Below are 24,026 nucleotides of genomic sequence, written 5' to 3' on the forward strand. Positions count from 1 at the left end.
GCGGCATGACGAGCGGCAGGCGGTCCGTGGAGGAACACGAACAGCACGTGGCGGCGTTGCTCGACCCGTTGCGGAAGAAGAGCCCGTTGCGTGTGCCGCTCGCGCACGCGCTGCACCGCACCCTCACGGAGGACGTCGAGTCGCCGCTGGACCTGCCACCCTTCCGCAACTCCCAGATGGACGGCTACGCCGTCCGCGCCGGCGATCTCGCGTCGACCCCCGCCGACCTGCCCGTCCAGGGCGTGCTGGCCGCGGGCGACACCGTCGCGGCACTCGAACCGGGGCACGCGCTGAAGATCATGACGGGCGCTCCGGTCCCGGACGGCGCCGACGCCGTCGTCCCGGTCGAGGACACCCGTGCGACCACCCCCGACTCGGACGGCGCCGGCAGCGTGACCGTCGAGCGCAGCGTCACGCCCGGAACCTATGTGCGTGAGGCGGGAACCGACGTCCGCAAGGGCGATCTGCTGCTTCCCGCGGGCACGGTCCTCGCCGCCCGACACATCGCCGCGCTCGCCGCCGTCGGCCTCACCTCGATCCCCGTCCGCGCACGGCCGCGGGTCGCGATCATCTCGACCGGCAGCGAACTCGTCACGGCCGGGAGCGAACTCGGGCCGGGCCAGATCTTCAACTCGAACGGACCGGCGCTGGCCGCGAGCGCGTCGGCCAACGGTGCCGACGTCGTGACCATCGACCACTGCCACGACGATCCGGAGGAGTTCGTGACGATGCTCGAACATGCCGTGGGCGTCGCCGACGTCGTGTTCACCTCCGGCGGAGTGTCGAAGGGCGACTTCGAGGTCGTGAAGGACACGCTCGCGCCGCGGGGCGGGCAGTTCGTCTCGGTGGCGATGCAGCCGGGCGGCCCTCAGGGCACCGCCGTGGTCGACGGCGTGCCGATCCTGACCTTCCCCGGCAATCCTGTCAGCGCGCTCGTCTCGTTCGAGGTGTTCGCGCGACCCGCACTGCGGGCCGCCGCCGGCTATCCGCCCGTCGTGTGCGAGAGCTTGCCGCTCACCGAGGATCTCACGTCGATCCCGGGACGCCGGCAGTTCCTGCGCGGGCGACTCGACGAGAAGAGGGTGACCCCCTTCCGCGGGCACGGGTCGCATCTCGTCGCCGGACTCGCCGCCGCCGACGTGCTCCTCGACATCCCCGCCGACACCACCTCCCTCGAAGCCGGAGACCTCGTGAAAGTACGGATCCTGTGACCGACCTCAGCCACCTGGACGACCAGGGACGCGCCCGCATGGTGGACGTCTCCTCGAAGACCGACACCACACGGATCGCCGTGGCGGCAGGCGAACTCGTCACCACTCCCGAGGTGGTCGCGCTCGTCCGCGCCGACGACATGCCCAAGGCCGACGTCCTGGCCACGGCCCGCATCGCCGGCATCGCGGCGGCGAAACGCACCTGGGAGCTCATCCCCCTGTGCCACCAGCTGGCGCTGTCGTCGGTGAAGGTGATGTTCGACTTCACCGACACCTCGATCACGATCGAGGCCACCGCGAAGACCAAGGGCCCGACCGGAGTCGAGATGGAGGCGCTCACCGCGGTCGCCGTCGCCGGCCTGACCCTGCACGACATGGTCAAGGCCGTGGATCCGGCCGCCGTTCTCGACGGCGTGCGGCTGATCTCCAAGGAGGGCGGCAAGCGCGGCCACTGGACCCGTGACGACGCACCCGGCCGGGACGGGACCCCCGGGGCCGGCGAACAGCCCGTGGAGAAGACCGGACGCTCCGCCGCCGTGGTCGTCGCGTCGACCGGTGTCGCCGCGGGCACCCGCGAGGACCGCACCGGACCACTCATCCGGTCGTGGCTCGAGGACAAGGGATTCGCGGTCCGCGGTCCCCTCGTCCACGCGGACGCCGACATCGCCGCCGGTCTCGCCGACGCGGTCCGTCCGGGCCCTGCCCTGGTCGTGACGACCGGCGGAACCGGGGCGTCGCCGACCGACGCGACCCCCGAAGCGACTCTCGCCCTGCTCGATCGTGAACTGCCCGGCATCGCGGAGTCGATCCGGCAGCGCGGACTCGAGGCCACCCCGCACGCCGTGCTCTCGCGCGGCGTCGCCGGTCTCGTCGGCCACACGGTCGTCGTGAACCTGCCCGGCTCGCCCGGCGGGGTGAAGGACGGTCTCGCCGCCCTCGACCCGATCCTCGACCATCTGTTGGCACAAGTCGCAGGAGGCGGCGCTCATGAGTGAACTACTGGCCCGGATCTCCTCGGAACCGCTCGATCCCGCAGCGGTGGACGCCGCGGTGGCAGGCGCCGAACACGGTGCGGTGGTGCTCTTCACCGGTGTCGTCCGCAATCACGACGGTGGACAGTCGGTGACCGCGCTGCAGTACCAGGCACATCCGGATGCCGAAACGTTCCTGCGTCGGTGCTGCGAGGACGTCGCGGCGAAGTCCGGGCTCCCGGTCGCGGCGGTGCACCGAGTGGGCGATCTCACCATCGGCGATCTCGCGCTGGTCGCGGCGGTCGCCGCCCCACACCGTGCAGAAGCCTTCGCCACCTGCGCAGAACTGGTCGAACGCATCAAGGCCGAAGTGCCGATCTGGAAGCGTCAGCACTTCACCGAGGGTGCCTCGGAGTGGGTGGGTCTGTAGTCACATCAGGGACTGACGCACCCCGTGCGGTAGGGTGACATGGTTCGGGCGTCACGACGACGCCCACCGTCGTGGGATACCGGCGGCCCGGGATCGTGCCCGGCCCGCATGCACAGATGCAGTACGCACAGATGCACCGGCCTTCCTTGCGGCGATCGCACAGCACCACGGGCACACGGCCCGTCGAGTGCACACACGCCGCATCGAAAGGCAGCGCTGTTCCATGACCACATCTTTCTCCGATCTCGGGGTGCCACGCCCGCTCGTCGCCACGCTGAACGACGCCGGGATCACTAGCCCCTTCCCCATCCAGGTGGACACCCTCCCCGACACCCTCGCCGGTCGTGACGTGCTCGGACGCGGACGCACGGGTAGCGGTAAGACCCTGGCCTTCTCGATCCCGCTCGCCGCTCGCCTCGCCGGCAGGAGCACCCGGGCGGCAGGCCGTCCGCGTGGCCTGATCCTGGCTCCCACCCGCGAACTGGCGACCCAGATCGCCGCGGCCATCGAACCGCTCGCGCATTCGTCGGGTCTGAAGGTCACCACGATCTTCGGCGGCGTGTCGCAGAAGCGCCAGGTCGAGGCCCTCCGTCGCGGCGTCGACATCGTCATCGCCTGCCCGGGCCGCCTCGAGGACCTCATGCGCCAGAAGTTCGTGGCGCTCGACGACATCGAGGTCACAGTGCTCGACGAGGCCGATCACATGGCAGACCTCGGCTTCCTGCCCGGCGTCACCCGCATCCTGACGGCGACACCGAAAGACGGTCAGCGCCTGCTGTTCTCGGCCACCCTGGACAACGGCGTCGACAAGCTCGTCAAGCGGTTCCTGAAGAACCCGGTCATGCACTCGGTCGACGAGGCCACCTCCCCCGTCGCCGCGATGACCCACCACGTCTTCGACGTCGCGGGCATGGATACGAAGAAGGACCTCGTCCGCACTCTCGCATCGGGAACCGGTCGCCGAATCCTGTTCATGCGCACCAAGCATCAGGCCCGCAAGCTCGCCAAGCAGCTCACCGACTCCGGCATCCCAGCGGTGGACCTGCACGGCAACCTCTCCCAGAACGCCCGCGACCGCAATCTCGCCGCGTTCTCGTCGGGCGAGGCGCGGGTGCTCGTGGCGACGGACGTCGCCGCACGTGGTGTCCACGTCGACGACGTCGAACTCGTCGTGCACGTCGATCCCCCGGCCGAGCACAAGGCGTACCTGCACCGCTCCGGTCGCACGGCCCGCGCCGGCAGCACCGGCGACGTCGTCACCGTCGTCCTACCCGACCAGCGCAGGGATCTCGCGGCCATCATGCGCAAGGCCGCCATCGACGTCACCCCCATCAAGGTGACGGCGGATTCCGAGCACGTGCTGAAGCTCGTCGGCGAGATCGCGCCGTACGTCGCGCCGGCACCGAAGCAGGCTTCCGCGCCGTCGCGTCCGCAGCGCAACGGCGGCAGCCGCCGTTCGTCGGCTCCCCGCCAGGGCTCCGGTTCGGGTCAGAGTTCCTCGTCGAGCGGACAGCGTTCCGCCGGTGGTCAGCGCTCCTCGGGTGGGCAGCGCTCCTCGGGTGGGCAGCGCGCGGCCGGCGGTCAGCGTTCGGCCGGTCAGGGCGCCGCAGCTGCCACCGGTGGCCGTCGTCGTCCCCAGCGCCGTACCTCCGCCGCTCGCTGAGCCGAAGGGCCGGCCTCCCGCGTCAGCGGGGGTGAGTCGGCCTTCCGCCTCAGCGGGATGAATCGGCCTTCCGCCTCAGCGGGATGAATCGGCCTTCCGCCTCAGCGGGATGAATCGGCCTTCCGCCTCAGCGGGATGAATCGGCCTTCCGCCTCAGCGGGGCGTGAATCGGTGTATCGCGTACATCGCGTCCGCGGACACCGGTTCGGTCGGCACACAGCGGCGTAGTCGCTCGCGTACGTCGTCGCAGTCGAGATCGGCCCCGATGACGACGAGCCGCGTCCCGTCGGGCACGTCGTCGCCGCGACCCGCCGGTTCGAACCTGATGTGGTCGCCGACGGTGTGCAACAGATAGGTGCCGGTGTCCAGTCCGGCAGCGACTCGCACGTATCCCTTGATACGGAACACCCCTGCGGGCTGGTTCTCGAGGAAATCGACCAGCACGCGGGGGTGCAGTGCATCTGCTGACTCGAAGGTGATCGCGTCGTAGCCGTCGTGCAGATGGGTGTGCTCGTGGTCGTCCTGCTCGTAGAGCAACCGGTCGAGGGTGAGCTGCTCCCCCGGCTGCGGACCCGGCCGCTCCGGGATGTCGAACAGCAACGCCGGGTCGATGCGACCGTGATCGGTCGAGACGACCGTGGCGCGGGAGTTGAGCCGGCACAGGCGCGTCAGCAGATCGTCGTGGGCCTCACCGTCGATCCGGTCGGTCTTGTTGATCAGCACCAGATCGGCGAGCGCCACGTGCTGTTCGAGCTCGGGATGCTGCTCGACGGTCGCGTCGAACTCCACCGCGTCGACGACCAGCACGAGGCCACCGTAGGAGACGTATTCGTTCTCCGAACCGGCGACGAGCCGGATCATGTTGCGGGGCTCGGCGAGTCCGCTCGCCTCGACGACGATCACGTCGAGATCGGACGAGCGGTGGGCGAGCTTGTCGAGCATCGCGTCCATGTCACTGACATCGACTACGCAGCACAGACATCCGTTGCTCAGCGAGACCATCGAGTCGACCTGCCCCGCCACCATCATCGAATCGATGTTGACGGAACCGAAGTCGTTGACGATCACACCGATCCGCGCACCGCGGGTGTTGCGCAGCAGGTGGTTGAGCAGCGTCGTCTTCCCCGCGCCGAGAAATCCGGCCACCACGATCACCGGGATCTGCTTCTTCGCCATGGTGGTGAGACTAGCCGTGCGCTCGTACGCGGTTCCGACGGCAACCGCCGCCGGAACCGCGCACCGGCGGCGTCAGCTGCCGCGCTTGATCCACTCCTCGAGGTGCGGCGACTCGGTGCCGATCGTGGTGCCGTCGCCATGACCGGTGTGCACCTTCGTCTCCGCGGGCAGGACGAACAGCTTGTCGCGGATCGACCCGATAATGGTCGGGAAGTCCGAGAACGAGCGGCCCGTTGCGCCCGGTCCGCCGGAGAACAGGGTGTCGCCGGTGAACAGCTCACCCGCTTCCGGCAGGTACAGGCAGGTCGAACCCGGCGAGTGACCCGGCGTGGCGATCGCCTGGATGTCGGTTCCGGCCACCCGGATCCGCTCCCCGTCCTCGAGCGTGCCGTGCGCGACACCCGGGTGGGTCATCTCCCACAGCACGTCGTCGGCCGGGTTGAGCAGGATCGGCGCGTCGAGCTTCTCGGACAGCTCCGGCGCCACGGTGATGTGGTCGTTGTGTGCGTGCGTGCACACGATCGCCACGACCTTCCGTCCACCGACGGCGTCGATGATCGGCTGCGCGGTGTGCGCGGCGTCGATCACCACGACCTCGGAGTCGTCGCCGACGAGCCAGATGTTGTTGTCGACCTCCCATTCGCCGCCGTCGAGCGCGAAGGTGCCCGACGTGACGACCCGGTCGACGCGGATCGGCGAGGTGCTCACAGGACCACCACCGAACGGAGGACCTCACCGCGGTGCATCGTCTCGAACGCCTTCTCGACGTCGTCGATGCCGATGCGCTCGGTGACGAACTTCTCGAGCGGCAGGCGTCCCTGCTGGTACAGGTCGACGTAGGTCGGGAAGTCGCGCTCGGGCAAGCAGTCGCCGTACCACGAGCTCTTGAGCGAGCCGCCGTGCGAGAAGAAGTCGATCAGCGGCATCTCGAGGGTCATATCCGGGGTGGGTACACCGACGAGGACGACGGTGCCGGCGAGGTCGCGGGCGTAGAAGGCCTGCTTGTAGGTCTCCGGCCTGCCCACCGCGTCGATGACGACGTCCGCGCCGAAACCGCCCGTCAGCTCCTTGATCGCCTCGACCGCGTCGACCCCGCTGGAGTTGACGGTGTGGGTGGCACCGAGGTCGGTGGCCCACTCGAGCTTCTTGTCGTCGCGGTCGACGGCGATGATCGTGACGGCACCCGCCAGGCGCGCACCCATGATCGCGGCGTCGCCGACACCGCCGCAGCCGATGACGGCGACGGACTGGCCGCGGGTGACTCCGCCCGTGTTGACGGCGGCACCGAGACCGGCCATGACACCGCAGCCGAGCAGGCCGACGACGGCCGGATCGGCGCTCGGGTCGACCTTGGTGCACTGACCGGCGTGGACGAGGGTCTTGTCGGCGAACGCGCCGATGCCCAGCGCCGGAGTGAGTTCGGTGCCGTCCTCGAGTGTCATCTTCTGGGTGGCGTTGAAGGTGTCGAAGCAGTACTGCGGCTGACCGCGCTTGCAGGCGCGACACTGGCCGCACACCGCGCGCCAGTTCAGGACGACGAAGTCGCCCACGGCGACCGAGTCGACGCCCTCACCGACGGATTCGACGACACCGGCGGCCTCGTGGCCGAGCAGGAACGGGAACTCGTCGTTGATGCCGCCCTCGCGGTAGTGCAGATCGGTGTGGCACACGCCGCACGCGGCGATCGCGACGACGACCTCACCGGGGCCGGGATCGGGGATCACGATGGGCACGACCTCGACAGGCGCTCCCTTCGAGCGAGCGACGACTCCGCGGACTGTTTGCGACATGCTGTCTCCGTTTCGTGATGCGACCGGCAGTATCCGGTGTTTCCGACTTCCGGTGATTCCGACCCTAGCCACTCCCGCGGCGCTCTGCTCCTGATCGTTCGGCGGGCCCGACCCAGCCGAACGGCCAGTCGCTGAGCAGCGAACTCGAATTGTCCGATTGGCGCATTTCCCTTGGATTTCGCGGCTCGGTGTTCGCGCCTGCATTTCTCCGTCGCCACCTCGGTAAACCCGTGTCGATGTAACGCTGCGAGCGACCTTCACGAAATCCGTTACGACCCGCCGCACTTCGGCGGGCCGGCAATTCCTCGGTCAGAAACGGATTGGTAGAGGCCCATGGCACTTCGAAAGTCGCTGTCGCGTCGGCGGATTCTCGCCGGCGTCTTCGCCCCCACCGCGCTCGGAGTCGTGGCAGCGGCCGCGATCGTGCTTCCGCAACAGGACACCCCCACCGTTGCCGACCCGTACCTCGCCGGCCTGGCGAAGACCACCGAATGTCACGACATGGTCAGCCTGGGTATCGGCGGTCGCGGTGACATCCCTCGCGACGAGTCGAAGATGCTCGTCGACGAGAACGGCAACCGCCTTCCCGCCGCCCAGCAGGGCGCCTACCGCAGCCATTGGGTCGAGCCGGTCATCAGCGCACCGCTCGAGAACCACGAGGCCGGCGACGGCTACGCGGCCATCTACATCGAGTACCCGGCCGACCTCGCCAGCTACGAGAACGCCGTGAACAAGGGCGCCGAGAACACCATCGAGGTCATGAAGGCCATCCGGCGGTCCTGCCCCGACACCCAGTTCGCCATCGTCGGGTTCAGCGAGGGCGCCGACGTCGCGCGCCGCGCCGCGATGCAGATCGGTGCGCAGGAGCAGAGCGAGGACGGTTCCTGGGAGATCATCGATCCCGACGCCGTCAGCGGCGTGGTCATCCTCTCCGACGCGGGCCGCGAGGCCGGAGAAGGCTTCTTCCCCGGCGCGGAAAACGGCACGAACCCCGACGGCTTCGATCGCCCCTACCAGCCGGGCAGCGACGCCGTTTCCGGACGCGGTGTCCTCCCCGACACGAACGGTGGTTTCGGTCATCTCGCCGGCAAGGTCGCCTCGTTCTGCTCCGAGGGCGACTTCACGTGCTCGGCACCCGAGAACATCGCGCTGATCGAACTGCTGGCGAACGTGGGTCGTCAGGTCAACGGCGACGCCCTCGAGCGTGAGGGACTGACCCCCGCGACCGGCGCCGACCTGGCCCAGGTCGTCGGCCGGGTCGCGCTGCTCGCCCTCGCCGACATCTCGGCGAATCCGGACTGGATGCGGTCGGACGAGACCTTCCTCGAGGTGCTGATCAAGGTCTCCGACCCGAGCTACGATCCCGCCGCCCGCCCCACCACGCCTGTGGCTGCCGACGCCGACTCCGGCGCCACCCGTGAGGACGGTGCCGAGGCCCCGATCCCCGCGGAGCGTCTGTCGAACCTCGCGTACCTGCCGGAGAAGATCGTCAAGGAGGTCGTCGGGTTCATCCGGAGCAACCAGAACACCCTCGCGGTGGTGCTCGCCGACCCCTACGACCAGACCTTCGGCTACAACGAGGAGACCCGGGACCACTACGGTCACCACTTCGACTACTGGGACGACGACATCGACGGTAAGGGCACGTCCACCGTCGAGTACGCCGCCGCCTGGCTCGAGCACCTGGCCCGCGAGGCCAAGGAGGGCAACGCGGTCGATGCGAACAAGGTCGACAAGGCCGCGGTGCTGATGATCGCCGAGGAGACGGCGAAGGCCGAGACCGCCGAGGCGTCCACCACGCCGGAGACCTCGCCGTCCTCGACTGTGACCGACGATGCGACGGTCGCCGACAGCAGCGTGCCCACCCCCGTCGACGCTGTCCCGGCTCCCGCAGGCGACCCCGCTGCACCGGTGGCCCCGCCTGCACCCGAAGCGGGCGTGACGACAGCCACGCCCACCCCGATGACCACCACGGCTCCGGTCTCCACCCCGTCGGAGACCACGACTCCGGCCACGGGCGAGACCACCACGGGCGCCGGGTCGACCACCTCCTCCGGAACGCCCACGACGACCGTCGCCCCGACGACCACGTCGCCGGCACCGGCTGCCTGACCGTCCTCGACGGGCCACCCGACGACCGAGAACTCGGCGTCAGCCCGCGGCGCGGACCCCGGCCTCTGCACCGAGAGCCGCGGCCTCACCGCGAGTGCTGACGCCGAGTTTTCGTAGTACGCCGGCCACGTGGAACTTCACCGTCGACTCGCTCACGCCGAGACGTTCGGCGATGACGCGGTTGCGCCGTCCGGCCACGAGATGTTCGAGGACCTCGATCTCCCGGGGCGCGAGCGCGGCGAGCGCATCGAGAGCGGGTCCGTCCGTCGCAGCGATCGGCAGGTCGAGCGGGAAGCTCACCGCGATCCGTGTGCCCCAGCCGGGGGTCGACTCGGATTCGATTCCACCGCCGAGGGTTTCGACGCGGTCGCGCAGCTGGCGCCCGAGTTCGACGACGTCGATCTCGCCGCTGCCGTCGTCGCGCACGTCCACCAGCAGGGTCGAGTCGTCGCAGGTCCACGCGACGCGCACCCGCGTCACGTCGGTCTGACCGGACATCGCCAGCACCGCGCCCCGGGCGATCGCGCGGGCCGCGTGCGCGACCTCGCCGGGCAGTCCCCGTCCACCCACCGGCGGAGCGACCATCTGCAGGTCGAGCGGGCGGTGCCGCACCAGATCGCGCAGTTCACCGTGGAGTCGCGCGAACGCGGTGGTCAGTGCCTCCTCCGCGAGTTCGCGGTGCAGGTCCACCGCCGATCGCAGGCCGATCAGGGCCTCGGTCGCTGTCTCCCGCGCCGTGGTCCGGGCACGGGTGTCGTCGAGATCCTTCGACCGCAGGGTCGCGAGGATCGTCTCGAGGGTCACGGCATGGGATTCGGTGAGCTCGGCGACGGTGCGGGCCCGCTCCGCGGAGGCGGCCCGCGATTCCGCGAGATATGCCGGGCTGGCGGTGTGCACCTGCAACCGGATGCCGGTCGCGACCACGCCGAACGCCGCCCGCACGAGAACGAGGGCCGCGGAGGTGGCCCGGGCCCCGCGAGGCACGAACACCAGGAGCGTGTCGGTGCTGTCGAGGATCGCGCACACCTCACGATCGCGACCAGCGAGACGGAAGCTGCCGCGGCGGATCTCCCCCGCGGCGAGGTCGTTCCGCACCCGATCCAGCTCGGCGATGGTCACCCGGTCGACGATCGACGGGTCGCCGGCCACCTTCCGCGGCCGGCCGGTGCATTCCCTCGTGAAGATCACCAGGGCACTGTGCGGAGCGAGGTCGTCGACATAGGTGGAGAATCGCTGCGCGATCTCCGCGAGCGGACCGGTGAGGACGTCGCGCAGCTCGGCGATCAGGACCTCAGGGCGACGGGCAGCGGGACTCACATGCCCACGATATCGGCGTCCACCGGCGCCTTCCCGGAGGAGCCCCGGCCCCTGCCGACGCGTGCATCGCGTACTGCGCCACTTCGGCCCCTCGGACCCCGGCCGGCGGTAACATTCCGATCACTGGGGCGACTTCGATTCCTCGTCCGTGGGAGGTGCTGCGAACAGTGGCGGACCCCCGCGCGACGACGGGCACCGCGACCGCGATCGACGGTCGCGACGGGTTCCCCGCGACCGTGCCGCGTCTGCTGCTCGACCGGGTGTCCCGCTCCCCCGACTCCGTCGCCTACCTGTGCCCGGACGGTGAACGGTGGCGTCCTTCGACGTGGACGGACGTACGCCGCGAGGTCTTCGACCTCGCGGCGGGACTGATCGGTCGGGGTGTGGGAGCCGGATCGCGGGTCGCGATCTGCGCGACGACCTGTTATCGGACCGTCGTCGCCGACCTCGCGATCGCGTGCGCGGGCGGCGTCACCGTCCCGATCTACCCGGCGACCCGCGACGACGAGGTGCGGTCGCAGATCCGGCGTGCGCACACCGTCCTCACCGTCGCCGACCGGCCGGTCGCCGCCACCGACGTCCTGGGCATCGACGGACTCGACAAGCTCGCCGACGAAGGGCGCCGTCTGCTGCGCACCGACCCCGACGTCGTGGAGCGACGGATCGCGGCGTTGTCCCCGGACGACGAGGCCGCGCTGATATACACGGCGTGCGAGGACGGCCGCACCAAGGGCGCGTGCCTGACCCACCGGGGCACGACCTACGGCGCCCGTGCCGTCGCGCAGACCGGGATGATCTCGTCGTCCGACCGTCAGTTGCTGTGGTTGCCGCTCGCGCACGTCTTCGGCCGGTCGTTGCTGCTCATGGCCATGCACACAGGTGTGAGCACCGCCGTCGACGGTCGCGCCGACCGCGTCACCGCGAATCTGCGCACGGTCCGGCCGACCTTCCTGGGATCGGTCCCGCACGTGCTCGAGAAGATCGCCCGGCTGGAACGGGACGAGCTCGGGGGTCGGCTCCGCTTCGTCGTCTCCGGATCGGCGCGATTGTCCGAAGACGTCGCCCGGCGGTTCGAGCAGCTCGGTGTACCGGTGCTCGAGTGTTACGGGATCACGGAGACCTCCGGACCGTCGTGCGCGAACCTGCTCGGCGCGCACCGCCCCGGCACGGTCGGCCGACCACTGCGCGGCACGGAGGTCCGGATCGCCGACACCGGCGAACTCCTCATTCGGAGTCCCGGAGTGATGACCGGTTACCACGACGATCCCGCGGAGAGTGCCGCCGCGCTCGACGCCGACGGCTGGTTCCACACGGGCGATCTCGCAGAGATCGACGCCGACGGATTCGTCGTCGTGACAGGGCACCGCAAGGACACCTTCAAGACCAGCACCGGAAAGTACGTCGGCCCCACCGCGCTCGCCGACCGCTGGCGCCGGATGTGTCCGGGCAGCGAACTCGTCGTGGCCGGGGAGCTGCGCCCGTACTGCGTCGGTCTCGTGTTCACCACCGCGCCGGAACCGGTCGTCGCGGCCGCGCTGGAACAGCTCGACGCCCGATCGGATCCGTGGGAACGCATCCGCCGTTTCGTCGCGGTGAGCGAGCCGCTGGAGACCGACGATCTCGACCCGGCCGGGCGTCCGATCCGGGATCGCGTGCTCGCCCGGTACGCCAGTCTCGTCGACGAGATGTACGCGAACGGTCGTCGCGCGGGCCAGGACGGGTCGCGGCAGACGGATGCCCTCTGAAGTAAGGTTCGCCTAAACGCAGGTCACCGCGCGGGCGGAGAGACCGGTCGTTCCGCCGTCCACGATCCCCTGCCGAGGAGAACGCACCCATGGCCCGTAGTCTTCGCCCCCTCGAGGTCTTCCCGATCACCACGCGGTACCTGAAGGTGCTCCGCGTGACGGACGTGAGCCCCGGGATGCGGCGGGTGACCCTCGGGGGCGAACAGTTGCGGGCGCACGTCGCGCCGAACGGATTCCCGGTGGAGGCGTTCCGGTCCGACGGTGTGGACGACGAGTTCAAGCTGATGTTCAAGCATCCCGAACTCGACGAGGCCCTCGGCCCCACCCAGGCCGACGGCGTGGTGAACTGGCCGCGCGATCCGAAGCTGCTCATGCGCACCTACACCGTCCGGCGCTGGGATCCGGTCGCCGGCGAGATCGACGTGGACTTCGTGCGCCACGGCGTGGGTCCCGCGTCGAGTTGGTCGTACCGCGCGGAACCCGGTGAGACCATCCAGATCGCCGGACCGAAGTCGTCGGCCGGACACCCGCAGGGCGTGGACTGGACGCTCGTGGCAGGCGACGAGACGGCGCTGCCGGCCATCGGGCGCTGGCTCGAGAACTGGCCGGAGGGTGCACGCGGCCGGATCTTCGTCGAGATCGCCGACGACTCGAATCGGCAGGATCTTCCCGTTCCCGCCGGTGTGGAGCTGACCTGGCTGAGCCGCGACGGCGCCGAGCCGGGCACGACCACCCTGTTGTTCGATGCCCTCCGGGCCGCCGAGTGGTGGGACGGCACGGTCTTCGCGTGGGTGGCCGGTGAGGCCCTCACGCTCACCCCGATCCGGCGGTGGCTGCGCAATGAGAAGGGCCTGCCGAAGGAACAGATGGAGGTCACCGGCTACTGGCGTCGTCAGGAAGTCGCGGTGTCGGAGGCCGACGCCTCCCTGCCCGATTTCGAGGCGACCGAGGACGAACGCGACCGTTTCGACGAATTGGCCGAGATCGCACCGGGTTTCGCGCTGCGGGTCGCAGCGACCATCGGACTGGCGACGGCCTTCGACGCGTCGCCGCGCACCCTCGACGAACTCGTGGCCAAGACAGGGACCGACCGCACCGGTCTGGGCAAACTTCTCCGTTATCTCGTCGCCATCGGGGTGGCCGAGGATCTGGGCGAGGGCCGGTTCCGGCTCACCGGCGTCGGCCGTGAACTCGAGGACGACCACCACCTCGAGGAACTGCGACTCGACGGTGTGCACGCGCAGCGGGAACTGGCGGGCATGCTCGCACTGCTCGCTGCCGTCCGCACGGGTCGCGGGGACGACGCACATCGGTTCGGTAAGAGCTTCGCGCAGCGCGTCACAGACGACACCGCTCTCCTGACGGATCGGTACGAGCAGGAAGCCGAAATGGCCGTCTACTTCGCCAGTACCCTCGCGGCGAAGGTGCCCTCCGATGTCTCGACGATCGCGGTCTCCGGTGAGGCCGCCGGTTCCTACGCCCACGCCCTCGTCACGGCGAATCCGTCGGTACGGGCGACCGTGGTGGCCGCGCCGTCGGAGATCGAGGTCCTGCGTCGCGTCCACGGCGAGCACGAGCGCGTCGCCTATACGCCGGGCAGCATGCTCGAAACCCGCCCCGAACCGGTCGACGCGGTGCTGCTGACCGGGCGGTTGAACGAACTGCCCGATGCCGACGCCGTGCACGTGCTGCAGCAGGCAGCGGCGGGACTGAATCCGGACGGCCGGGTCCTCGTCTTCGGCACTGTGCTCGACGACATCGCCGGTGAGCACGACTACGAGGACGATCTCGTCGACTTCGCACTCAGCGGCGGCGGTGGTCGTACGCACAAGGACCACCTGGCACTGTTCGAGGCGGCCGGCCTCGCGGAACCCGAGCGCACGACGGTGGGTTGGGGCATGACGCTGTACACGTCCACCGGCTCGGCGGGCTGAGATCGTGAGAATGCAGCGGCCTCGCGACGCGCGGGGCCGCTGCAGAACGACGAGAAGAGCTGCTGCGAGGAAGTCTCCCGCGAGGAATGTCTTCCGAACGGTGGACCTAGCGGGAGGCTTGTCGAAACTTGCCCCAGCGCTGGCACGGATGGTCGCGAGCCACAGGGCCATTCGAAGCGTGCGTGTCCACCAGGCGCACCGAGGCGGAGCCTTCCTCAGCTGTCTCGACCGGATGAGGTTCGTCAGGTTCCGGAAGTTCAGGGCCGAGCCGCGGAGGCGCTCCAGGCACCCGTTGACGGTCCCGGTCGGGCCGTTGCACGTGCCGGTCCGGTCGAAGAACGCGAGGATGTCTCGTGGGCGAGACGCCGCGTGTCCGTCCCGCGCGAGAGCGCCCGGCTACCGCATCCCCGGCACCACGGGTCCGGCTCGGCGACGCGGCACTCGATCACCGCGCGATCCGGCTCGAGCAGCTGACCGACGGCCACAAGACCGAGCTCGTCGAGGTGGCAGAAGACGGTCAGGTCGGGGGTCGCGAAGGTAGCGTGGTGCACGTCGAGGTCTTCCGGCGGATGGTCAGTGGGAGAACTTCCATCATCGGAAGGCATCGACTTTCATCCGGCGACCGACGCGCTCAGCCACCCACCCTCTCAACTGCGAAGAGCCACAACACCGGCCACGCCTGTCGCCGATCGTGTGCGTACGCCCTTTGCGGTCCGCAAGAAAATGAGTATGCTCATTAATGTGAGCGAGGTGCAGCAGCTTTCGGAGCGCGGACGGCGCCCGGGCGTTCGGGAGATAGAGTCCCGCCGCGAGCAGAACATGCGGCTCAAGCGGGAGCGAATCTTTCGCGCGGCGTCCGATCTGTTGCGTGCGCGCGGGTTCTCCGCGGTGACGACGCAGGAGGTGTCCGCCGCGGCCGGAGTCGCAGCGGGGACCTTGTTCCGGTACGCAGCGACCAAGAGCGAGTTGCTGCTCATGGTCTACAACGAGGCACTCCGGGCATCGATAGATGAGGGCGCCGCGCGTGCGGCGTTGACGCCGGATCCCGCCGCCGCGGTCTTCGCCCGCCTGCACCCCCTCGTCGTCGCTGCCGCACGTGAGCCGGAGAACAGTGCTGCGTACCAGCGGGAACTGCTGTTCGGCCCTCACGACGCGAAGTTCCGGGCCGAGGGCATGGCGTTGATCTTCGAGCTCGAGGCGTCCCTCTCCGACACGCTACGACGCGCCGCTCCGACCCTCAGCGACGGGGAGGCACGCGTCGCAGGATCCTCGCTGTTCGCCGTCACTCATCTCGCGATCGCTCGGATGACGGCCTCGGACATCCCCGAGGCTGACGCGATCGACGACCTCAGACGTCAGGTCACGCTCATCGTGACCGGCGTGCTGCACACACCCCGGCGGCCGGATCCGCCGCCCGAGAAGGAATGAAGGAAACAGAACAATGAGCAACATCACACACGTGACCGTCCTGGGAACCGGAGTCCTCGGCACCCAGATCGCCTTCCAGACCGCCTACAGCGGCTTCCAGGTCACCGCATATGACATCAGCAGCGACGCCATCGAGGCAGCCAAGAAGCGGTTCGACGCTCTCGTCACCACCTACAAGGACGACGGAGTCGCGGGGGCAGCCGAGGGGAAGGCGGAGGAGGCGCTCACCCGCCTCCGGTTCTCCTCCGACCTCGCCGACGCGGTCGCGGACGCGGATCTGGTCATCGAGGCGATCCCCGAGGTGCTGTCCATCAAGCAGGACACCTACCGGAGGCTCGGCGAGCTCGCACCGGAGAAGACGATCTTCGCAACGAACTCGTCGACACTTCTGCCCAGCGACCTCGAGGACTCCACCGGACGCCCCGCCAAGTTCCTCGCGCTGCACTTCGCGAACCGGGTCTGGAAGTTCAACACCGCCGAGGTGATGGGCACCGCCGACACCGATCCGGCCGTGTTCGACGAGGTCGTCACCTTCGCCGGCAACATCGGGATGGTTCCGATCCCCGTGTACAAGGAGAAGTCCGGCTACGTCCTCAACTCGCTACTGGTGCCGTTCCTCAACGCCGGGTACGCACTCGCCGCCGGCGGATACGCCGAGCCGAAGGACATCGACAACGTGTGGCGGATCGGCACGGGAGCGCCGATGGGCCCCTTCCAGATCACCGATGTCATCGGCCTGGCCACCCCGTACAACATCCTCGCCCACGGCGGGGAGGAGGACCAGGCGCTCGCGGCCTGGCTGAAGAGCGAGTACATCGACCACGGCAAGCTGGGCGTCGCCACCGGCGAGGGCTTCTACACCTACAACTGACCCACGACCGCGGCAGAACAGTCTACGAGAGGACGTGCAAGCCAGATGTACTACAGCAGCGGAAACTACGAAGCCTTCGCCCGCCCCCGCAAGCCCGAGGGAGTCGAGAACAAGACCGCCTGGTTCGTCGGCGCCGGGCTCACCTCGATGGCCTCGGCGGTGTTCATGATCCGCGACGGGCAACTCTCCGGCGACAAGATCACAATCCTCGAGCGCCTGGACCTGCCCGGCGGCGCGCTGGACGGTATCAAGAAGCCGGACAAAGGGTTTGTCATCCGCGGCGGGCGCGAGATGGAAGACCACATGGAGTGCCTCTGGGATCTGTTCCGCACCATCCCGTCGCTCGAGGTCGACGGATCCGTCCTCGACGAGTTCTACTGGCTCAACAAAGACGACCCCAACTACTCACTCAACCGGGTCACACACCGGCAGGGCGAGGAGTTCGTCACCAACAATGAGTTCGGCCTGAGCGAGAAAGCTCAGAAGGAGTTGGTCAAGGTCTTTCTCGCCTCGCGTGAGGAGATGGAAGACAAGCGCATCGACGAGATCTTCGGTGAAGAGTTCCTGAGCAGCAACTTCTGGCTCTACTGGCGGACGATGTTCGCGTTCGAGAACTGGCACTCCGCACTCGAGCTGAAGCTCTACCTGCACCGGTTCGTGCACCACATCGGCGGGCTCCCCGACCTTTCGGCGCTGAAGTTCACGAAGTACAACCAGTACGAATCGCTCGTGCTGCCCATGTACCGCTGGCTCCTGGACCAGGGCGTGAGATTCGAGTTCTCCACCGAGGTCACCGACATCGACTTCGTTTTCGACGGCGACCGTAAACAGGCCACCCGCATCCACTGGACAAAGGGCGGCGTGCCCGGCGGCGTCGACCTCGGTCCCGACGACCTCGTGCTCGCCACGATCGGTTCGCTCACAGAGAACTCCGACGACGGCACCCACCACAATGCGGCCAGACTCGACGAAGGTCCCGCGCCGGCGTGGGACCTGTGGCGGCGCATCGCGGCCAAGCACCCCTCTTTCGGACGCCCCGAGGTGTTCTGCGGCGACATCTCGAAGACGAAGTGGGAGTCAGCGACGGTCACCACCATCGGCCCTGAGATCCCGAGGTACATCAAGAAGATCGCCAAGCGCGACCCGTTCTCCGGCAACATCGTCACCGGCGGCATCGTCACCGCGAAAGACTCGTCCTGGCTGCTCAGCTGGACAGTCAACCGCCAGCCGCACTTCAAAGCGCAAGCACCCGACGAGATCGTCGTGTGGGTCTACGGCCTGTTCGTCGACGTGCCCGGCGACTTCACCGGCAAGACAATGCAGGAGTCGACCGGCGAAGAGATCACCCAAGAATGGCTCTATCACTTGGGTGTGCCCGTCGAGGACATCCCGGAGCTCGCGGCAAACGGCGCGAAGACCGTGCCCGTGATGATGCCCTACGTCACCTCGTTCTTCATGCCCCGCACCGCCGGTGACCGCCCCGACGTGGTGCCCGAGGGCGCAGTGAACTTCGCGTTCATCGGCCAGTTCGCCGAAACCACGCGCGACACGATCTTCACCACCGAGTACTCGGTGCGTACTGCGATGGAGGCCGCCTACCAGCTGCTGGGCATCGATCGCGGCGTGCCGGAGGTGTTCAACTCCACCTATGATCTCAGGTTCCTGCTCGAGGCCACCGCGCGCTTGCGCGACGGCGAGGAGGTAGAGCTCCCCGGCCCGAAGTTCGTCGGCAACCGCATCATCAAGCACCTCGACCACACTCAGATCGGACAACTCCTCACCGACTTCGGACTCATCCCCGAGCTCGACGGCACGACGAAACGAGTCCGTGCCGATGACGCCGGAGCCTGACCCGCAGACGCCGACTCCGTCCACCGAGCGAGGATCACCCCGCGCCGATCTCTGGCCTGAGTTCCACAACTTTTGGTGACCCGCGTTTATCGCATCGATGAGTTTGCGGGCGTCGTCGTTGATGCTCGGCTCGACGATCATCTCGTGGTCGCCGATGGCGACCACGATCGTGCGCAGGGGTTCGAGGGCGCCGACGACCTTCTTGATCGATACGCCGGTGATGTTCTGCAGGTATCGGGCAACCGCCAGCGCGGCGAACACCACGGTCAAGTGCGCCTCGATGGAATCCCTGGTCCGGTGGAAGACCGGTCTGGCCTTGAGGTCGGACTTGGCCATCCGGAACGACTGCTCGACCTTCCACAGGTCGTGGTACGACGCCACCACGGCGTGGCCATCCATGATCATCGAGTCGATATTGGTGACGTACCCCTTGTATCCGGCCGCTCGGCGAGCCCGTTCGATCGAGGCCTCGTCCAAAGTGACGTTCTGTCCGATGAGCTTGACGAACCGCTGCTTCTTCAAGGGCTCGGCCCGGTGGGCCACCCGCTGAGCACGGTCGATCTGCGCGCTGAGCGTGCGGCGATCCCGCTGGGCGCGCTCCCACTTGTAATGCCACACCACTCGGCGGTCGCGCCTGTCGCGGCCTTGCCCCATCGGGCGGGTCAGCTCCACGATCTCGCCGTCGTCGATGGCGTTGCCGCGGCGACCGAAGTGCTCTTCGAGCTCCTTGGGCGCTTTGGAGGTGCGGGAGCCGACGATGAACGATAGACCTGCGTCTTCGAGGCGTTGAGGTTGGCCGCTGAAAGCATCCCGGCGTCCGCCACGACGACCATGTCCGCGATTGCGTGCCGCTCCTGGAAGGCGGTAATCACTGGGATCAAGGTCTTGGTTTCGGCCTTGTTGCCCTCGAAAACGTGCACGTCCAGCGGGAATCCGTCCCGGGCGACCAGCAGGGCGACGCCGGGGCCGCCGGCGGCCGTGACGTGGCGCCAACAAGCGGCCGCGATGAGAGTGCGGTAGTCGCGAGCAATTACCCGACCCAGACAGTTGTAAAGCGTGTTGACGTGCGGGGGATCTAGGCCAAGGCGCCCAAGCACCCGTACCGAATCTAGTTTGCTCGTCGGCTCGACCAGACGGGCCAGTACCAAGGTCGCGGAATACCGAATCCGCCACCACGCCCAACCCCAGGCGCTCGTAGCTGCCAGCCAAGCCCTGCCACAAAATTCGTGGCGACGAGCGTTTGACTACGGCTACCGTGCTGGCGGGCAGATCGATCACCGCCGAGGCTCGATCCTCCAGCCCGAGATCGAGTTCGTGCTGGTTAGCGTTGATTCGTTGCTTAGCAATCTCGATCAATGATTAGGTCGTCGGTTCGATTCCGACAGGCGGCTCCGGCGAAACAGCCCCCTGCCCTGCGCACACGCAGGGCAGGGGCGGTTCGGTTCTGGTGGTCGCGCGATGCGCTGGCCTCACGCCTCGGCCCGACACCGACGTCGCTCTCCTCTGCGACGGACCCCTCGCCGGCTGAGCGCTCGCGGCCGGCATCCTGCCCGTGTGCCGATAGGCCTCGCTCCGCTCGGCAACGCCGATAGGCCTCGCTCCGCTCGGCAACGCAGCGTGGCGTTGTGTCGCGACCTGGACGTGCGAGGTGTCAACGGTGCGTCGGCGCAGCGATCGTTGTGTGCGCAGCGAGATGCTCCATGCCGCACGCGCGGCGCGCACGAACGCAACGCCCCGGAACGCCAACGACCCGTCATCGCTGCGACGCGCAACGCGTCTCCCGTCACGGCAACGGATCGCAACCACGACCCGCCCACGGCGCCTCGCGGGACGGAGGGCAAGTTGACACAGTTGCGCTGCCATGGAACCGCGCTGGCTCTCTCGATGACCACCGGTGAAACAGTGCCGCTCCAGGCTTGCGCCCGGTGTTGCCTGGCCTCCTCGTGATCGGCCCGTCGGGGATCGTCAACGTGGTGCGGGTGTCGAGGCGGTCGGGTCCGACGGCTCGGCGGGCGCGATCGTCTCGTGCGTTGGCGGACTACGGGAGCTTGGACGCGAGGACGTCGGCCGCCAGGATCTCGGGTGCTGCGCCGAGGAGGTGCTGGTTGGCCATCAGGGCTGCGACGATGGCGCCGTTGGCGTGGGCGTCGCGAGCGGCCTCGTCGGGGAATGCATCGAAGATCCAGAAGGTGTCGGCGTGGGTCCTAGCCGCGAACCAGACAATCGTTCCTACTTCTTCGTTGGCGAGTGCGACAGCGCCGGCGAGCAGATCGGCGAGCGCGTCGTGCTGTCCATCGGCCGCGACGATCTTGGCGACGAATGCATACGGAAGTGATGCTGGTGTGGACATGAGGGGTTCTCCTTGAAGTCGGGGTTCTTCGTGGGGCGAGTTCAGCGTATGACGAGCGAGGGCCGGTGGGGAGTGGCGTATACGACAGTATTGCTATTGTTCGCGCCATGCGTATCGGACTGATCGCGATCGACGGCTGCTTCGGTTCGGCTGTCGCGTCGGTCATCGACATCGTGCGGGTGGCCGACGGAGCCCGCGGCGATGTCGACCCGCGGATCGACCCGATCGAACTCGCCATCCTCGGACCGAAACGGCGAGTGACCACGACGGCATCGATGACCCTGTCGGTAGACCACCCGCTGTCGGAGTCCGGAGAGTTCGACGTGGTCATCGTCCCTGCGCTTGGAACCCTCACGGCCGCCGCTACCAACGACGCCCTCCAGAGCCGAGATGCACGTTCGGTCATCGCCTCACTCGGGCGCCTCGACGACGCGACCACCCGGATCGCCGCGGCGTGCACCGGCGTGTTCGCCGTCGCCGAGACCGGACGGATGAATCATCGGCGGGCGACGACCAGCTGGTTCCTGGGGCCGGAGTTCCTGAAGCGCTATCCGACCGTCGCCCTCGATCTCGACACCATGGTCGTGGTCGACGGGAACCTCGTCACCGCCGGCGCCGCGTTCGCCCACATCGACCTCGCGCTCTCACTCGTGCGATCGATCAGCCCCGACCTGGCCCAACATGTCGCCAAGCTCCTCATCATCGACGAGCGTCCGTCGCAGGCGGCCTTCGTCGCCTACGAACATCTCCGGCACGAGGACCCGATCGTCGTCGAGTTCGAACGCTTCGTGCGCGCCCGCCTGGACGAACCGTTCAACGTCGCCTTCGTCGCGCAGTCGCTCGGCACCAGCCGGCGCACCCTCGAACGACGAGTCCGTGCGGCGCTCAACCTCACTCCGCTCGGCTTCGTCCAACGGCTTCGCATCGAACGAGCTCGGCACCTCTCAGCAACCACGGACCTCACCTCCGCCGAGATCGCGCTACGGGTCGGCTACGCGAACGCCGAGACTCTGCGCTCCCTCCTGCGCAGGGAGCGACGCCGTTCCTGACCTATCGCCATGCCTGTAGCCGGTGTCCTAGCGCTCGGTTGGAACCACCTCTCAGCACGTCGCGTCGACGCTCCTGCGTCGCCCCTGGACGACCCACTCGACACGCCCGCAGCACCGGCCATGTGACGTGCCCCGGCTTCCCGGACGGTCGGGGTCGAGTGGCTGTGGTGTCGCTGCGTTCTCGTCGAGGGGGTCAGCAGACCCGATCAGGGTCGATTGGGATGAGCCGCGAAGGCGGTCAGCGCGGCCGAAGCCGGCCGGCGGGGTAGCGTCGGACACGTCGAGGTCTTTCGGATGGATGGCGTAGGAACCTCCATCGTCGGGAGACCTCGACGTCTATCTGCGGACCGACGCGCCCGGCCGACCTACACCGTCATCTGAGAAGAGCCTGTAATGGTCGCACGGAATGCTCAGGCTGGGGAGAAGCGGTAGAAGTATTTGGTGACGTAGAGTTCGTCGACGATGGTGGTGACCATCAGGATGAGGTCGGGGCCGTCGGTGAACAGGTTGCTGTTCATGTCGAGGTCGCTGTCGGAGTACTTGCTCACCCAGGTGCCGTCCACGAGTCGCTCCATGCGGAGGTATGGCGCCACGCTGCTGACGATGCGTCCGTCCTGATCCTCGATCGAGTCGGTCAGGACGCCCTGCTCCTTCTCGGCGGAGGTCCAGGGGACCTTGGCGCCGCCTCGCATCGAGAAGTGGACCTCGCCGTCGGAGTCGGTGATCTCGAGCGTTTCGCCTCCGGCGGGGGAGATGGTTTCCGGGGTGTAGAGCGAACGGTCGCGGAAGATGATCGCGTAGCTGCCCGAGCGGTGTCCGGCGTCCTGTTCGGAGAAGCCGGTCAATTCCCACCGGCCGAGCAGCGCTGTCGGGTCAGTCGTCTGGGGAGCGGGCATTGCCAAGTCCTCTCAGTGGGGGTCGGGTCAGGGGGCCAGCGCGGCTCGAACCGCAGAAACGAGCCTGCCCCGCACTCAGGCGGGGCAGGTTTCGATTTTCTCAACTCACGTGGAGCTAAGGGGACTCGAACCCCTGACCCCCACACTGCCAGTGTGGTGCGCTACCAGCTGCGCCATAGCCCCTTGCACGGCCCTGACGGGGACCGCCACCGAAGACTACAGGCGAGAGCGTGAACTCTCGCCTGTAGCGATCTTGTGGAGCTAAGGGGACTCGAACCCCTGACCCCCACACTGCCAGTGTGGTGCGCTACCAGCTGCGCCATAGCCCCGTATTCGGTTGTACCGTTGCGCTCCGGTTGACCCCTTCGCGCTGAAAGAAAACTACACCATCGCGCTCGACGCCAACAAATCGGCTGGTAGACAGCGTGACTGTGGCGGGAGCACGCACCGTGCGCAGCTCCCGCCACCGCTCCGTCTATCCGACGAGTTCGGTCACCCAGTTCTCGTCGCCGAGGGCGTCGATAACGGTCCCCTCGTACACGACAGCCGGCGTGCCGGCCGCTCCGGTCGTCGCGAGCAGACGGCGTCCCGCCTCCGCGTCGGCCGAGGCCTGATCGATCCGGGCGCCGTCGGTGATGCACTGCGCGACGTCCTCGGAGGCACCCGCGTCGCGCGCCATCTGCGCGAGACCCGCGTTGTCGATGTCACCGTCGCCACCCTCGGCCGGTTGGTTGTCGGGCGACAGCAGGGCGTCGTGGAATGCGGAGAACGCGCGGGCATCGCCGCTCTCGGCGACGCACTGCGCCGCCGCCACCGCGCGGGTCGAGTAGTCGCCGCTGCTCGACGCCCGGTCGAGGAAAGCGAGCATCCGGTACCGGATCGCCAATTGGCCGTCGTCGATCGCCTGGGCGAGCTCCTGCGAGTGCTTGTGTTCGAGTTCGGCGCAGTAGGGGCACAGCGGGTCCTCGAACAGGTCGACGGTCCGTGGGGCGTCGGGGCGGCCCAGCAGGATTGCGCCGTCGTCCTCGATCGACACTTCCACCGCGCCGTTCTGCACGGAGCCGTAGCCGTCGTTGCGGGGATCGCCGCTGCCCGACGACCACAGGACACCACCGATGACGAGCGCACCGATCACCAGGATCGCGATGCCGCCGAGAATGTAGGTGACCCTGTTCGACGTCGGCTGCGGTGTGTACTTGCCGGATGAGACCTTCTTCGCGCTCACGGATGCT

The 24,026-nt window shown here is 68.2% G+C and carries 18 protein-coding genes, 2 tRNA genes and 2 pseudogenes; 11 read left to right on the forward strand and 11 right to left on the reverse strand.

All coding sequences use genetic code 11. The annotated features are described in order from the left end of the window. Window positions 1-5 precede the first annotated feature (5 nt). From BO226_RS12405 to BO226_RS12420, 4 genes are all read left to right on the forward strand, one after another. A complete protein-coding gene (locus BO226_RS12405) occupies window positions 6-1,211 on the forward strand; it encodes a molybdopterin molybdotransferase MoeA (protein WP_071935378.1) in 1,206 nt (401 codons plus the stop codon). After that, window positions 1,208-2,206 (forward strand): bifunctional molybdenum cofactor biosynthesis protein MoaC/MoaB, encoded by a 999-nt coding sequence (gene moaCB, locus BO226_RS12410; protein ID WP_024101436.1) that lies wholly within the window; start codon window positions 1,208-1,210, stop codon window positions 2,204-2,206. Before BO226_RS12405 ends, moaCB begins: the two co-directional genes overlap by 4 nt. After that, window positions 2,199-2,612 carry a molybdenum cofactor biosynthesis protein MoaE gene (locus BO226_RS12415; protein WP_071935379.1) on the forward strand — a complete coding sequence of 138 codons (414 nt, stop codon included), beginning with the start codon at window positions 2,199-2,201 and terminating at the stop codon, window positions 2,610-2,612. The genes moaCB and BO226_RS12415 overlap by 8 nt, the downstream gene beginning before the upstream one ends. Before the next feature lie 223 nt (window positions 2,613-2,835). Continuing rightward, complete coding sequence (locus BO226_RS12420) at window positions 2,836-4,275, forward strand: DEAD/DEAH box helicase (protein WP_071935380.1); 1,440 nt, start codon at window positions 2,836-2,838, stop codon at window positions 4,273-4,275. Between the two features lie 153 nt (window positions 4,276-4,428). On the opposite strand, the gene BO226_RS12425 is transcribed toward BO226_RS12420, so the two are convergent. The 3 genes from BO226_RS12425 to BO226_RS12435 all read right to left on the reverse strand — a co-directional run bounded on the left by BO226_RS12425 (window position 4,429) and on the right by BO226_RS12435 (window position 7,241). Next, window positions 4,429-5,451: a CobW family GTP-binding protein gene (locus BO226_RS12425; protein ID WP_071935381.1), complete on the reverse strand. Its 1,023-nt coding sequence runs from the start codon at window positions 5,449-5,451 to the stop codon at window positions 4,429-4,431. A 72-nt stretch (window positions 5,452-5,523) separates the two neighbouring features. After that, complete coding sequence (locus BO226_RS12430) at window positions 5,524-6,159, reverse strand: MBL fold metallo-hydrolase (protein ID WP_006550373.1); 636 nt, start codon at window positions 6,157-6,159, stop codon at window positions 5,524-5,526. Next, window positions 6,156-7,241: an S-(hydroxymethyl)mycothiol dehydrogenase gene (locus BO226_RS12435; RefSeq protein ID WP_006550372.1), complete on the reverse strand. Its 1,086-nt coding sequence runs from the start codon at window positions 7,239-7,241 to the stop codon at window positions 6,156-6,158. Before BO226_RS12435 ends, BO226_RS12430 begins: the two co-directional genes overlap by 4 nt. A gap of 333 nt (window positions 7,242-7,574) precedes the next feature. On the opposite strand from BO226_RS12435, the gene BO226_RS12440 reads away from it, so the two are divergent. Beyond that, window positions 7,575-9,353: a cutinase family protein gene (locus BO226_RS12440; RefSeq protein ID WP_071935382.1), complete on the forward strand. Its 1,779-nt coding sequence runs from the start codon at window positions 7,575-7,577 to the stop codon at window positions 9,351-9,353. A 39-nt stretch (window positions 9,354-9,392) separates the two neighbouring features. Here the strand turns inward: BO226_RS12440 and BO226_RS12445 are convergent, their stop codons facing one another. Then, window positions 9,393-10,670 carry a LuxR C-terminal-related transcriptional regulator gene (locus BO226_RS12445; protein WP_064852952.1) on the reverse strand — a complete coding sequence of 426 codons (1,278 nt, stop codon included), beginning with the start codon at window positions 10,668-10,670 and terminating at the stop codon, window positions 9,393-9,395. 167 nt (window positions 10,671-10,837) lie between these two features. Here BO226_RS12445 and BO226_RS12450 point away from each other — a divergent pair, with 167 nt between their 5' ends. Together BO226_RS12450 and BO226_RS12455 are read left to right on the forward strand one after the other, a co-directional pair. Further along, complete coding sequence (locus BO226_RS12450; protein ID WP_071935383.1) at window positions 10,838-12,415, forward strand: AMP-dependent synthetase/ligase; 1,578 nt, start codon at window positions 10,838-10,840, stop codon at window positions 12,413-12,415. Between the two features lie 89 nt (window positions 12,416-12,504). Beyond that, entirely contained in the window at window positions 12,505-14,349 is a 1,845-nt protein-coding gene (locus BO226_RS12455) for a siderophore-interacting protein (protein WP_071935384.1), read from the forward strand. 350 nt (window positions 14,350-14,699) lie between these two features. Here BO226_RS12455 and BO226_RS12460 read toward each other — a convergent pair. After that, a pseudogene (locus tag BO226_RS12460) lies at window positions 14,700-14,900 on the reverse strand (ISL3 family transposase); the annotation flags it as partial. A gap of 190 nt (window positions 14,901-15,090) precedes the next feature. Between BO226_RS12460 and BO226_RS12465 the strand changes: the two are divergent. Genes BO226_RS12465 through BO226_RS12475 form a run of 3 tightly spaced genes read left to right on the forward strand, consistent with a single transcriptional unit; the run spans window position 15,091 to window position 18,499 of the window. Further along, window positions 15,091-15,777: a TetR/AcrR family transcriptional regulator gene (locus BO226_RS12465; RefSeq protein WP_230811593.1), complete on the forward strand. Its 687-nt coding sequence runs from the start codon at window positions 15,091-15,093 to the stop codon at window positions 15,775-15,777. A 13-nt stretch (window positions 15,778-15,790) separates the two neighbouring features. After that, window positions 15,791-16,648, forward strand: coding sequence for a 3-hydroxyacyl-CoA dehydrogenase (locus BO226_RS12470; RefSeq protein ID WP_071935385.1), 858 nt, complete (start codon window positions 15,791-15,793; stop codon window positions 16,646-16,648). 45 nt (window positions 16,649-16,693) lie between these two features. Further along, window positions 16,694-18,499 (forward strand): oleate hydratase, encoded by a 1,806-nt coding sequence (locus BO226_RS12475; protein ID WP_024101448.1) that lies wholly within the window; start codon window positions 16,694-16,696, stop codon window positions 18,497-18,499. A 75-nt stretch (window positions 18,500-18,574) separates the two neighbouring features. Here the strand turns inward: BO226_RS12475 and BO226_RS28580 are convergent. Together BO226_RS28580 and BO226_RS12485 are read right to left on the reverse strand one after the other, a co-directional pair. Then, a pseudogene (locus tag BO226_RS28580) lies at window positions 18,575-19,858 on the reverse strand (IS1634 family transposase); the annotation flags it as partial. A gap of 679 nt (window positions 19,859-20,537) precedes the next feature. Next, window positions 20,538-20,849, reverse strand: a complete 312-nt coding sequence (locus BO226_RS12485; RefSeq protein WP_006247389.1) for a putative quinol monooxygenase — start codon at window positions 20,847-20,849, stop codon at window positions 20,538-20,540. Between the two features lie 107 nt (window positions 20,850-20,956). On the opposite strand from BO226_RS12485, the gene BO226_RS12490 reads away from it, so the two are divergent. Next, window positions 20,957-21,898 (forward strand): GlxA family transcriptional regulator, encoded by a 942-nt coding sequence (locus BO226_RS12490; protein WP_024101449.1) that lies wholly within the window; start codon window positions 20,957-20,959, stop codon window positions 21,896-21,898. A 410-nt stretch (window positions 21,899-22,308) separates the two neighbouring features. Here the strand turns inward: BO226_RS12490 and BO226_RS12495 are convergent, their stop codons facing one another. The 4 genes from BO226_RS12495 to BO226_RS12510 form a co-directional block, all read right to left on the reverse strand. After that, window positions 22,309-22,794, reverse strand: a complete 486-nt coding sequence (locus tag BO226_RS12495; protein WP_033097161.1) for a hypothetical protein — start codon at window positions 22,792-22,794, stop codon at window positions 22,309-22,311. A gap of 110 nt (window positions 22,795-22,904) precedes the next feature. Further along, a tRNA-Ala gene (locus tag BO226_RS12500) sits at window positions 22,905-22,977 on the reverse strand. A gap of 73 nt (window positions 22,978-23,050) precedes the next feature. Beyond that, window positions 23,051-23,123 (reverse strand) — tRNA-Ala (locus BO226_RS12505). A 146-nt stretch (window positions 23,124-23,269) separates the two neighbouring features. Continuing rightward, window positions 23,270-24,019: a DsbA family protein gene (locus tag BO226_RS12510; RefSeq protein ID WP_006550359.1), complete on the reverse strand. Its 750-nt coding sequence runs from the start codon at window positions 24,017-24,019 to the stop codon at window positions 23,270-23,272. Window positions 24,020-24,026: the final 7 nt, after the last annotated feature.

The sequence above is a fragment of the Rhodococcus sp. 2G genome, from assembly GCF_001886355.1.
Taxonomy (GTDB): domain Bacteria; phylum Actinomycetota; class Actinomycetes; order Mycobacteriales; family Mycobacteriaceae; genus Rhodococcus; species Rhodococcus pyridinivorans.